The organism is Candidatus Mesenet endosymbiont of Phosphuga atrata, assembly GCF_964020175.1.
Lineage (GTDB): Bacteria > Pseudomonadota > Alphaproteobacteria > Rickettsiales > Anaplasmataceae > Mesenet.
On the sequence record NZ_OZ026541.1, the window covers coordinates 46,294 to 58,755 of the forward strand.

Below are 12,462 nucleotides of genomic sequence, written 5' to 3' on the forward strand. Positions count from 1 at the left end.
AGAAATTTAAGAGATCATTTACTTTAAAGAAAATGCTAACTATAATTCTTTAGTTAAAATTACTTATATATGGAGGAGTATCTTGGCAGTACCTAAAAGAAAAAAGTCTAAATCGCGTCGTGACATGCACCGCTCTCACCATGCGATTAAACCTAAAAATATTGTTATCAATTCAACAACAGGGGAGTATATGCTGCCACACCATATATCTCTTGATGGCTATTATCGTGGCAGACAAGTAATTGTAAAAAATGAAAGCAAGTGAATGTAAATGATATAGTTATCGCTATTGACGCAATGGGTGGGGATTTTGCTCCGCTTTCGGTGATAAAAGGTGTAGATTTCTTTTTTAATAATCTTATAGGTTCTAATACTAACGTTTCTTTTCATATCTATGGGCAGGAGGAGAAGGTTTTACCTATATTGTCAAAATATAAAAGAGTATTAGGCAATAGCACTTTTGTGGATTGTATGGATGTAATTTTATCAGATGATAAGCCTTCTTTTGCCTTAAGACAGCGCAAAAAATCTAGCATGTATAGCGCCATTGAAGCAATTAAAGATGGAACAGTGGCTGGTGTAGTTTCTTCTGGCAATACTGGAGCGCTTATGGCTATTGCTCGCTTTGTGCTCGGTACCCTGCCAAATATTTATCGTCCTGCTATTGCTTCTGTTTTTCCAACCAAATCAAAGGATTTTATCTTGCTTGATTTAGGTGCAAATGTAGATTGCAATGCTGATTCACTCTTTCAATTTGCTGTAATGGGTAGTGCTTTTGCAAAGACTGTTTTAGGAAGAGATAACCCAAAAGTTGCTCTGCTCAATATAGGAACTGAAGAGATTAAAGGTACTGATGCAATACGTAAGGCTTTTGATTTGCTCAAATGTGCAACAGACATTTTAAACTTTAAAGGATATATAGAAGCAAGTGAGTTTTTAAACGGTGATATAGATGTTATTGTTGCTGATGGTTTTGTGGGTAATGTCATGTTAAAAGCAGCTGAAACTATGGTAAATACAATAATATCTCTCGTTAAAGATGAAATATCTAGTTCCTTTATAACGAAATTATTTGGTTTTTTTATAAAAAAAAAGTTAAGCAGCAGTTTAGGTCATTTTAACCCTAAAACAAGAAACGGTGCTATGTTTTTGGGACTAAATGGTGTTGTGATAAAAAGTCATGGTAATGCTGATAATATAGCTTTTGGTCATGCAATTAAGTTTGCTGTTGATGCAATACGTAATAACCTTAATGCTAAAATAATAAGTGGTATTAGCAGTGTCGAATAAAAGCCGCTTTTTAGGTATTGGCTCCCACTTACCAAAAGAAAAATTAAGTAATGATGAAGTTGCTGCTAAATGGTCACTTGATACTAGTGACGAGTGGATTTATCAAAGGACGGGAATTAAATATAGACATATTATAAGTGAAGGTGAACTCACTTCAGATATGGCCAGGCATGCGGCTAGTAATGCTTTAAAAGATGCAAAAATACTAGCAGAAGATATAGATCTTATTATTGTTGCTACAACAACTGCTGATAAGACTTTTCCTAGTTGTGCTACTATTGTGCAAGCAAAACTAGGATGCAAAAATGCATTTGCGTTTGATGTGCAAGCTGCATGCTCTGGTTTTTTATATGCTGTGGCGGTGGCAGATGAATTTATAAAATCTGGTAAGGCAAAGTATGCATTAGTTATCGGTGCAGATGCTATGTCCAAAATTATAGATTGGCAAGATAGATCAACATGTGTGCTGTTTGGGGATGGAGCTGGTGCTGTAGTGGTTGGCTCTGATCCAGAGCATGGAATACTATCAACCCACCTTTATTCAGATGGAAAGGTGGACATTTTATGTACTAATGGTGGAGTTGGAACAACAGGTAATTCTGGTTATATTTGTATGAGTGGCCAAGCTGTATTTAAGCATGGTATAGAAAAATTAGCAGATGTCATTTTGGAAACTCTAAAGCAGAATGATTTACAAATTAGTGACATTGACTGGCTCATTCCTCATCAGGCAAATGTGCGCATTATCGAAGCAGTTGCTAAAAAGATAAGTCTTCCACTGGATAAAACAGTTATCACGGTCAATCAGCATGCAAACACTTCTGCTGCTTCAATACCACTTGCACTGGATTCTGTAAAAAGTAAAATCAAAGCTAAGAATTTAGTTTTACTAGCATCCATCGGCGCTGGTATGACCTGGGCTTCTGTTCTACTGCGTTATTAAATGAAAAATTTTATTTAATCTAAATTGCTATTTGAGACATATGTTCTTAAACTTTCATACTTTAACTTATAGATAGATCCTTAAGGGCTCTGCTAATAATGTCTTCAGTCTTTAAATTCGGTGAATCCTTTTTTATATCTTGGACAATATTGTATACCCTTGATCTATCATACCCCAGATTAATCAAAGCAAGAGTAGCATCTTCTTGAACAATAGGAGAATAACTTATATTAAGTTTGTTTACTTCATTTTGTAGTTCAGTTATGATTCTTGCTGTTAATTTTGGCCCCATGCCACTTAATTTAAATGCTACTTTATCACCACTAGCAATTGCTGATAAAACTTCAATCGGTTCTAATTTACTCAAGATTGTAATTGCAGTTCTGTAGCTGATACCGTTGACTTTAACTAACAAACGTAAGCAAGATTGCTCTTCCCTTGTAATAAAGCCATATAGTTGAATTATATTGTCTCTGCTATGGTGAGTTTCAATAAAAAGTCTAATGCTACTTTCTAAATAACATGAATTTAAGCTTTTTACTGAGAGGTAAACAATATACCCAATACCATTTACATTTAAAATAACATGGTCACTATTAATTTCATCAATTATACCAGTTAAGCTTCCTATCATTTAAAACCTAAGAACAATCTCTTTTTTTATCTTATATGTATCTATCAATTTGTGGGAATTTAATACCCATAAGACAAGAAATAAGAATATAAAGAATATGAACATTGCAATAAGTGGTATTAACATAGAACTATCTATTGCTACCCCTCCTGCACGTAGGATACTAGCTGGTTGATGCAATGTTGACCATAAATTAACAGAGAATTTAACTATTGGCACATTAATCGCGCTAAATATCGCAAATACTGAAGCGGATTTCATAGCTCTTGCTTCATCACTAAAAAAATTCCACAGCATAAGATAACCAACATAGGAAAAGAATAAAATGAGCATTGAAGTAAGTCTTGCATCCCACACCCACCATGTGCCCCAAGTTCCCTTTCCCCATATACTACCAGTAATTAAACATACAGCAGCAAAAACCATTCCAACAGAAGATGCAGCACGTGCAAGTACGCTGCAGATAACATTATTCCAAACTAAAAATGCAAAACTCAAAAGTGCAATCAGCATATATATTGCAAGTGACATCCACGCAGTTGGTACATGAATGTACATAATACGGACGATTTCTCCTTGTTTATAATCATCAGGTGAAAATAAGAGTGCAAGACATATCCCACATATAAAAAAAATAAAACAAAAAACAAGTAGCCATGGTAAGCTTGATCTTGTAATTTGCATTAAATCTTTAGGTTTTAAAACATTCACTTTATCTTCTTAGCTTAACCTACTGATAAGATATCACAGATCATTCAAAGAGTAAATATTTTGCAAATATGCTATTTATTAATATAGTAGTTATTATATTTCGTTTCCATTGCCCATTTATACATATCAGAATTTGGATTATTATTTATCTTTTTAAAAGAAGAATCTCTTATCTTTTTAATTGATTCTGCTAGATCAAAATAACCATGTCGAATTGCAATAGAAAGAAGCTCACTACTATTGTTAGCGTTAAAAACCGCTCCTTTATATAAAAGAAAATCAACTATATCGCGTTTACCAGTTTTCATAGCAAAAGTTAACAAGTCATCTACTGAGTCTGGTTGAAGTGCAAATATATCGTCCATACCAATATCTTCAAGCTTGTTCATTATGGCTCTTAAACCAGATAAATCATTTTTCATTATACAGTAATAAATCTGTTGATTATAGTCTTGTAAATAAACTGCTCTTGGCAGGTGATTGTTGTTATTTTTACTTAACTTACTATATATAGCCATGTTAGGTACTTTCTTATATTTCCATACAGCAATTTCATCTTTAAATAGATCTTCCAATTGTGAGAACTCAAAGGCTTCAGCATTTTCTTCATCAGATTCCTTGATTTTATCACTATCTGAGTTACGAGAAGTATCATTACCTTTTTTAGAAGTTTTATTATCTTTATCTGGTTTATCAATTATACTTGTATCTGGACCTTGCTGTATTTGAGGTAAAGGATTTTTGTTTAGTTTAATGTTATCGTCTAATTTTTCTTTTTGATCGTTTTTTCGGCCTTCTAAATCAAAAACCTCAATATCTTTTTCTTCCTGAAAACTAGAATTTTTATCTTCCTCAAAGTTCTTGTCAGGTAATAACCGCACAAAATCTTCTGATGCCATATTCTCCTGATCAGCTGACAAATTCTCATCTATTAAAACTTGTTTGTTATCCAAGTTTAAAACATAATTTTGAGAAGCTATAGGTAGTTCATTCTCTTCAGCCTCAATTTTATTTATCTCATCTTTCTTATCACTGCTGTTTAATAAAAATTCATCTGCATAACTTAAGTTAGTACTAAATAGTAGAATTACTAAACAATAAAATATTTTCATAGTATTAGACTTGGGTATAGATTTAATTATACACAATATTATTTAATAATAAATTAATTGATTAAAAAATAAAAATTCTCTCTAATCATTCACTAGAATCTGCTTGATAATATCATTATAGACTTTCATTAATGTTTCAGGTAGCAAACCACTATCAGATGCCTTACATATTTGTGGATCAAGAGGAATTTTTCCTAAAAATTTCATATTTAATTCTTTTGCCATTTTTTCTGCGCCATTTTCTCCAAAAATGTGAATTTGTGAACCTTGATAGCTAAAGTAACTCATATTTTCAACAATACCAATTATAGGTATATCCAATTTTCTCAGCATATCAAAGGTCTTTCTAGCATCAATTAAAGCAAGTTCTTGAGGAGTGGAAACTATCACTGCCCCTGTTAGATTAAATTTTTCTGCAAGACTTAAATGCACATCACCGGTGCCAGGAGGTGTATCGATAATTAGATATTCTACATCTTGCCACTTGGTTCCAAGTAATAAATTGTGTAATGCCTTGGTAATCATCGGTCCTCGCCATATGACAGCGCGATTTTTATCTATGACATAACCGATAGACATTGTTTGCAGTCCATATCTTTCCACAGGGAGCATTTTTTTGTTTTCTATTTGTGGAGTGAGATCTTGACTGCCTAGCATTTGTGGTAATGATGGACCATATATATCCACATCAGCAATAGCAGTTCTGTAGCCAAGCTTTAAAAGCGATACTGCAATATTTAATGCTACTGTAGATTTTCCAACTCCACCCTTTCCTGATATAACTACAATAGTATTTTTTACTCCTTCAATTGATATTTTATTATTAATTTTTTGATTTGTAGTACCTACTATTGCTTCTACTACAGTTACTTTTGTTACATCTGGTATGGCTTTTAAAGTATTCTCACATTCTATTTTAAGATTCGCTTTCTTTACAGCATGCCCTCTGCTTAAAAATTGCAGAACAAAACCAACATGTCCTTCTTTAATTACTATTGAAGATACCATACCAAGCGTAACAACATCTTTACCAATATCTTGATCAATTACTTTTTTTAGGGATAGCTTGACTGTCTCTTCATTTATCACATCTTTTACTTACATATTAGCATCTTTCATACAACGTAAACTAATTAATACTTTAGATTTGATCTATAAAAAAATACGTCTATAATTACCTCTTTCTCTAAAAAGAGTTTATGAAGGTTATTGCAGGAAGTGCAAGTGAAAACTTAGGGAAGTTAGTTGCTTTAAAGCTTAGGATAGATATAAGCAATGTAAATATTACTAAATATTCCGATGGAGAAACAAACGTAGAAGTAGTAAGTGATTTAAGTGGTTATGAAGTTTTCATTATCCAAGCAATTTCACCTCCTGCAAATGACAACCTAATAGAAGTGCTGCTAACAGCTGATGCGGTAAAGAGAGTAGGAACAAAAAGAGCAATTTTAGTTGTGCCTTATTATGGATATAGTCGTCAAGATAGAGTAATCAAAAATGGCAAAATGCACTCAGCATTAAGTGCTAAGCTGGTTGCAAACTTAATTAAAGCAGCAGGTGTGGATAGTGTCATTGCAGTAGATCTACACTCTCATCAGATAGAGGGTTTTTTTGATATCCCTATAAACAACTTAAGTACACTTGAGGTATTTGCTACTAGAAGTGTGGAGCTTGAAAATGCAGTAATTGTAGCACCTGATGTTGGAGCATTAAGTAGAGCACGTAATTTTGCAAAAGTTTTGTTAAATCAGCATAAAGTTAATCTAATTAATGAAGTTGTAGTAATTGATAAATATAGAGAAAAAGCTGGTATATCTGAGGTGATGCAAGTCATAGGGGAAGTACGTGATAAAGATTGCATTATTGTAGATGATATAGTGGATTCTGCAGGCACGTTATGTAACGCTGCCTTTGCATTAAGGGAACGTGGAGCTAAATCTGTAGTAGCATATATAACTCATGGAGTATTATCAGGTAATGCATTAGATAAAATTTCATCTTCTGCTTTAAATAAGTTAGTTATAACTGATACCATATCTCATGATAATGATTTATGTGATAAGATTGAAATTATCTCTATTACAGACATTTTAGTTAAAGCAATAAATTCTTATAGAGGTAAAATTGAAACATAAATCAACAGAAGATATCATATTATCTTTAATCAAATTTGCAAATAACAAAGAAGCAAACGCTATTGACACTTCTGAAGTAGAAAAGATTGCAAAACTTGTGAAAATAAAACTCTCCCAAGATGAAGTTGAATATTATGCAGGAGAGTTAGCCATGCTAAACTGGGTAAATAAAATTTTATCACATTTAAACACTGATAACATATTACCAATGCGTTATGGCGGTATTGTAGATACGTTACACATGCGGTTGGATGTTGTAAATTGTGAAAACACAAAAGATGATATCTTATCTTGTGCTCAATCTGAACATGGATATTTTGTGGTACCAAAAGCTATTAATAATGAATAACTTTCTGAGGTTTAAAACCTGCTTCACTAATCAAACTTCCCATTTTGATTGGCTGCAGTTGACAATTTACGGTTAGAGTTTACATTAGTGTATTTCTGGCCATGATAGTTGATTCTCATTGTCATTTAAACCATTTTTCACAAAAAGAAGTGGAAAAAGTTATTACAAATGCAAAGGAAAGTGGTGTTGGCATAATGCAAACTATCTGCACTACCATAAGTGAATTTGCCGATTTGCTAAAAATTGCTCACTCTTATGCGCAAATTTATACCTCAGTTGGTGTACATCCATCAAACACTGATGATGAATATATAAGCGCAGAAGACCTAATCAAACTTACTACGGATAAAAAAGTCATAGGTATTGGAGAGACAGGTTTAGATTTTTATAAGCAAGGTAACGCTGAAAAGCAGATGAAAAGTTTTTTAGCACATATAGAAGCAGCAAGAAAGACAGGCCTACCACTGATTATTCATGCGCGCGCAGCGGATGAAGAGATGATAAATGTTTTAGAATCAGAGATGAAAAAAGGTCCTTTCACTGCTGTTATGCATTGCTTTGCCTCATCTGACAAACTTGCACAAAAGGCAATTGAACTTGGGTTTTATATATCATTTTCTGGAATAATCACTTTTAAAAATGCTCAAGTCATTAGAGATATTGCTACTTATATTCCCCACGAGCGTGTTTTGGTTGAGACAGATTCACCATATCTATCACCAGAGCCGCATAGAGGTAAAAAAAATGAACCAGCAATGACAAAATACGTTGTCAATTGTCTGGCAAAATTATGGGATAAGAGTTCTCAGGAAGTAGAAGTAATTACTACTAATAATTTTTTTGAATTATTTACAAAAGTAAAAATAGAAAAAGTTGAATAAGTATAGTAATATACAATCAATAATTCATATTAATATTTTTTTAAATAATATATTATAAATAGACAGAAGATTATAAAGGGTAATAAGAAGTGGAAGGAGTAAATTTACAACCAGCAGTAGCAAAAGAATTAAAAGAAAGTCTTTTATATATATGCTTAGAGAAATGCAAAAGTGCGTTCTGGTTTATCTTTTGGTTTAGTTCTGGCATCAATTTCTTAGTACTTTTTTTGCCACTTTATACTTCGCAAGTATTAGACCGTGTTATCTCAAGTGGTAGCGTTCCTACTCTTGTTATGCTTTCAATTATCAGCCTAAGTGCATTTGCTTGTTCTTCAATGCTTGAGACATGTCGTTATTTGGCAATGGCAAAAATTGGCGATTGGTTAGATAAAGTAATGACCCCAGATCTCATAATTAAATCAATAAGGCTCACGTCAGTTAGAAGCTCTACATCAAGCGGAGAAGCACTTAGAGATCTTGGAGTGATTAAGGGTTTTATCACTGGTTATGGGGTATTTTCTTTATTTGACACTCCTTGGTCAATAATTTACTTAATTGCCATATTTATGATTCACCCTTCCACTGGCTTTATTGCTGTAATTGGTGTGGTTGTATTGCTATCGATGGCTATATGGAATGAATTTGCCACTAAAAGAATAATAAAAGAAACTAATGAAGAGTCGATCAGAAATATAAATGCAATAGATGTTGCAACTAGAAATGCTGAAGTAGTTGAAGCTATGAGTATGGCTGAACATATAGTTACTGAGTGGTGCGAAAAAAATGATCAAAATCGCACTTTGCAAACTAAAGCTCAAGGTCGTTCTAATGTTATTATGGGTGTAACAAAATTTTTACGCTCGACCCTACAGATATCAGTGATTGGTACAGGTGCTTTGCTTGCAATTGTTGCTCATAAAACTGCCGGAAGCATTATTGCTGCCTCGATTTTGATGGGGAGAGTTTTAGCACCTTTTGAAGCTTCAATTAATACCTGGAAAATGCTTACATCGGCAAGGCTATCTTATAAAAGGCTGCAACTTTTAATACTCACCAGTCCCAAAAGAGAGCAAACCATGTCTTTACCAGAACCTGAGGGGCAGTTGTTATTTGATCGAGTATTTTTTACTCCATACGGCAGCAATAAACCAACTATCAAGGGTATATCGTTTGCCATAAATCCAGGAGATGTAGTTGGCGTCATTGGTGCTAGTGCATCGGGAAAATCAACGATAGCAAAATTAACTGTTGGTGTTTGGAAACCTATTGCAGGGGTTGTAAGGCTTGATGGAGCTGATGTCTATTCTTGGGATCGCACAGATTTTGGTCATTATGTAGGCTACCTTCCACAAGATATTGAATTATTTAATACTAGCATTAAGGTAAATATTGCAAGAATGGATCCAAATCCGAACCCTGAAGGAGTTATAAAAGCTGCAAAGGTTGCTGGAATACATGAGCTGATATTAAGTTTGCCAAATGGATATGATACATTGATCGGTGGCTCAGGAGTCACACTTTCTGGTGGTCAAAAACAATTACTCGGTTTAGCAAGAGCTTTTTATGGTAACATAAAACTTTTAGTTTTAGATGAGCCAAATGCCAACTTAGATGGTACAGGTGAGGCTCGTTTGATAAAAGCGATTGAGCATGCACGAAATAATAAAATTACAACTTTGATAATTACTCACAAAATTCCTTTATTATCTGTGGTAGAGAAGATAATAGTTATGCATGATGGTACAGTTACTGCTATGGGACCGAGGGATGAAATTCTAAGTAAAATGCTTTCTCAAGCTCCACCAGAAAAACCCGGTAAACAAGAATAGTTTTGAAGTTGTTTTAGTTCTATATTATCATCAATTTTTTGTAGTGCTTATGCATGATATAGAACTCATACGTAAAGATCCTGAAACTTTCTCTCAAATGATTGAAAAAAGAGGGATAGAAAAATCAGTAGTTGGAAAAATACTTGAGCTTGATACAAAAAAAAGAGCTTTAACCACAAGCATTCAAGATTTACAGATGAGACGTAATGAAGTAACTGATAGAATTGCAAAGTTAAAGAAGGATGGAGTTGAATGCATAAGTGAAGTGGAAGAGTCAAAGAACATTACAAACGAAATTAATGCAATTAATCCTGAAATACTAAAACTAGAAGACGAATTATTTATTTTACTTTCTTCTCTGCCAAATCTTCCATTAGAGAGAGTTCCAATAGGAGAAGATGAGAATCAAAATGTAGAAATAAGAAAAGTTGGAAAGCCAAAAGAGTTTAGCTTTAAGCCTTTACCACACTATGAATTAGGAGAGAAATTAGGCTTTATGGATTTTAAACAAGCAGCAGCAATTTCTGGCTCAAGGTTTGTAATACTAAAAGATAAATTGGCAAAATTAGAACGAACATTAATTAATTTTATGCTAGACATTCATACGCAGGAATTTGGTTATACTGAAGTATCACATCCTGCCCTTGTGCTTGAGAAAACAATGTATGGAGCATGTCAATTACCAAAATTCGCCGAAGATTCTTTTGTAACAACAGATGGATTTAGACTGATCCCAACAAGTGAAGTACCACTGACAAACCTAGTAGCAGATAGCATAGTAAATGCTGAAGATCTGCCTATGAGGTTTACTGCTGTTTCTCCATGCTTTCGTCGAGAAGCAGGTAGTGCAGGTCGTGATACACGTGGAATGATTAGGCAGCATCAATTCAGTAAAGTTGAACTTGTAAGTATTACAACTGAGGAACAATCTCAAAAAGAGCTTGAGCGTATGCTAAGCATTGCAGAAGAAGTACTAAAACGTCTAGAATTACCATATCGCGTGATGCTCTTGTGCAGCGGTGATATGGGTTTTGCTGCACAGATGACTTATGATTTAGAGGTTTGGTTTCCAGAGCAAGACAAATATAGAGAAATTTCAAGTTGCTCAAATTGTGGTACTTTTCAAGCAAGAAGAATGAAAGCGAGGTATTATGTTACGCAGGATAAGAAGATAAAGAAATTCGTTCATACTCTCAATGGCTCTGCACTAGCTATAGGCAGAACCATAGCTGCTATTATAGAAAATTATCAAAACGCTGACGGTTCAATTGAAGTTCCAAAAGTTCTACAAAGTTATATGAATAATTATCAAATCATTGATTAATATACTAAATTTATTAGTTTTATATTGATAGAATTTACCAAATATGTTAATATAATATTAAATAAAGCAGAGGGAAATTTAGTATGCCTAAGCAAAAACAATTTACTCAAACAGATTTTGAAGAATCAATAAGGCAACGATGGAAAAATGACAATCCTGAAGTAGCACTAAAACTCATAGGTTGGAACAGAAAGATAAATGAAGAGATTAAAAAAGAACTAGAACAAAAGAAACTTAAACAAGAAAAATTAAATCAGGAGAGGAATAAACTCAAAGAGGAAAGAGAGAGAACTCAAGCACAAAAAGAACCACCGAGTACAAGTAGTAGCGAAGCGAGCCAAGATCAATCTTCAATAAAAGAAACTGGTGCAGTGCCAAAAGAGAAAAGACATGAACAATCTTCACAAGGGCAAAAAGAGCAAAGGAAAGAACGTGAGAAAACAAAAGAACTAAGAGCTAAACATGAGGCTGAAAAATTACAGAAAGAAAGAGAAAAATGTTATCCTGATTTTAAAGCAAAGTTGACCGATTATCTAAGAATCACTAACTGTCAAATAATATTTTCTTTGTTTTATGATATAAAAGAAGTATATAATAAGAAAAATAATTTGCCTGAAACAACATATATTTCTGAGAAAAATTATAAAAAGTTTAATAAGGTATTAACAGAACATATTAAAGCCTATAATTTTGTTACAATATTAAATCAGCTACTAAAGAAGGATTGTATAACTGTTGATTTACAAAAGTACAAAAATAGCGATTTTAACATATCTAAAAGTGCTACAATGTGTGGTGACAAAATAACCGTATTGTTTCAAAAAATAAAAGATACAATATTTAAATTAGGGATTACTGCATCAGATTATTTAGATTATATACCATATATTGAAAATATTAAGGATATTGAAAATAATTTAGTGAAAGAGCTACCTGATCTATATAAAAATTTATTGACAGGACTAAACCAAAAAAAACACGTAATGTTACAAGTTAATGGACAATTTCATAGTGTGTGCAGTGATGAAATAGGGAATGACTCCTTATTCGATCAAATCGTATTCGATGATTGTATAAATGGTAGAAAAAACACAAGTGAACTTTTAGGAAAGATCATGAAAGAACATGGCTACAAAGCAAAAGTAGATGAAGTAATAGAAAGATTAATGAAAAAATACCAACCCTCACCAAGCAGTGATGTAGAAGAGGCATCTTTGCAAGATGGCGCATGTGCACATAGAAGATAAGCAGACT

Annotated in this window: 13 protein-coding genes; 9 read left to right on the forward strand and 4 right to left on the reverse strand. The window is 33.2% G+C overall.

The window, feature by feature from the left end:
* Positions 1–82 precede the first annotated feature (82 nt).
* Genes rpmF through AACL09_RS00255 form a run of 3 tightly spaced genes read left to right on the forward strand, consistent with a single transcriptional unit; the run spans position 83 to position 2,233 of the window.
* Positions 83–265, forward strand: coding sequence for a 50S ribosomal protein L32 (gene rpmF, locus AACL09_RS00245; protein WP_339047915.1), 183 nt, complete (start codon positions 83–85; stop codon positions 263–265).
* Positions 266–297: 32 nt separating this feature from the next.
* Positions 298–1,290, forward strand: a complete 993-nt coding sequence (gene plsX, locus AACL09_RS00250) for a phosphate acyltransferase PlsX (protein ID WP_339048936.1) — start codon at positions 298–300, stop codon at positions 1,288–1,290.
* Positions 1,280–2,233 carry a beta-ketoacyl-ACP synthase III gene (locus AACL09_RS00255; protein ID WP_339047917.1) on the forward strand — a complete coding sequence of 318 codons (954 nt, stop codon included), beginning with the start codon at positions 1,280–1,282 and terminating at the stop codon, positions 2,231–2,233. The genes plsX and AACL09_RS00255 overlap by 11 nt, the downstream gene beginning before the upstream one ends.
* Before the next feature lie 61 nt (positions 2,234–2,294).
* Here the strand turns inward: AACL09_RS00255 and ruvA are convergent, their stop codons facing one another.
* The 4 genes from ruvA to AACL09_RS00275 form a co-directional block, all read right to left on the reverse strand.
* A complete protein-coding gene (ruvA, locus tag AACL09_RS00260) occupies positions 2,295–2,867 on the reverse strand; it encodes a Holliday junction branch migration protein RuvA (protein ID WP_339047919.1) in 573 nt (190 codons plus the stop codon).
* A complete protein-coding gene (gene ccmC / locus AACL09_RS00265; RefSeq protein WP_339047921.1) occupies positions 2,868–3,578 on the reverse strand; it encodes a heme ABC transporter permease CcmC in 711 nt (236 codons plus the stop codon).
* 71 nt (positions 3,579–3,649) lie between these two features.
* Positions 3,650–4,690: a hypothetical protein gene (locus tag AACL09_RS00270; RefSeq protein WP_339047923.1), complete on the reverse strand. Its 1,041-nt coding sequence runs from the start codon at positions 4,688–4,690 to the stop codon at positions 3,650–3,652.
* Between the two features lie 81 nt (positions 4,691–4,771).
* Complete coding sequence (locus AACL09_RS00275) at positions 4,772–5,779, reverse strand: Mrp/NBP35 family ATP-binding protein (RefSeq protein ID WP_339047925.1); 1,008 nt, start codon at positions 5,777–5,779, stop codon at positions 4,772–4,774.
* Positions 5,780–5,889: 110 nt separating this feature from the next.
* On the opposite strand from AACL09_RS00275, the gene AACL09_RS00280 reads away from it, so the two are divergent.
* The 6 genes from AACL09_RS00280 to AACL09_RS00305 all read left to right on the forward strand — a co-directional run bounded on the left by AACL09_RS00280 (position 5,890) and on the right by AACL09_RS00305 (position 12,455).
* Entirely contained in the window at positions 5,890–6,825 is a 936-nt protein-coding gene (locus AACL09_RS00280) for a ribose-phosphate diphosphokinase (RefSeq protein WP_339047927.1), read from the forward strand.
* Complete coding sequence (locus AACL09_RS00285) at positions 6,815–7,174, forward strand: Asp-tRNA(Asn)/Glu-tRNA(Gln) amidotransferase subunit GatC (RefSeq protein WP_339047929.1); 360 nt, start codon at positions 6,815–6,817, stop codon at positions 7,172–7,174. The genes AACL09_RS00280 and AACL09_RS00285 overlap by 11 nt, the downstream gene beginning before the upstream one ends.
* 101 nt (positions 7,175–7,275) lie before the next feature.
* Positions 7,276–8,055, forward strand: a complete 780-nt coding sequence (locus AACL09_RS00290) for a TatD family hydrolase (protein WP_339047931.1) — start codon at positions 7,276–7,278, stop codon at positions 8,053–8,055.
* Positions 8,056–8,144: 89 nt separating this feature from the next.
* Positions 8,145–9,884: a type I secretion system permease/ATPase gene (locus AACL09_RS00295; protein WP_339047933.1), complete on the forward strand. Its 1,740-nt coding sequence runs from the start codon at positions 8,145–8,147 to the stop codon at positions 9,882–9,884.
* A gap of 49 nt (positions 9,885–9,933) precedes the next feature.
* Entirely contained in the window at positions 9,934–11,208 is a 1,275-nt protein-coding gene (gene serS, locus AACL09_RS00300) for a serine--tRNA ligase (protein WP_339047935.1), read from the forward strand.
* Between the two features lie 83 nt (positions 11,209–11,291).
* Entirely contained in the window at positions 11,292–12,455 is a 1,164-nt protein-coding gene (locus AACL09_RS00305) for a hypothetical protein (RefSeq protein ID WP_339047937.1), read from the forward strand.
* The last annotated feature ends 7 nt before the right edge of the window (positions 12,456–12,462 follow it).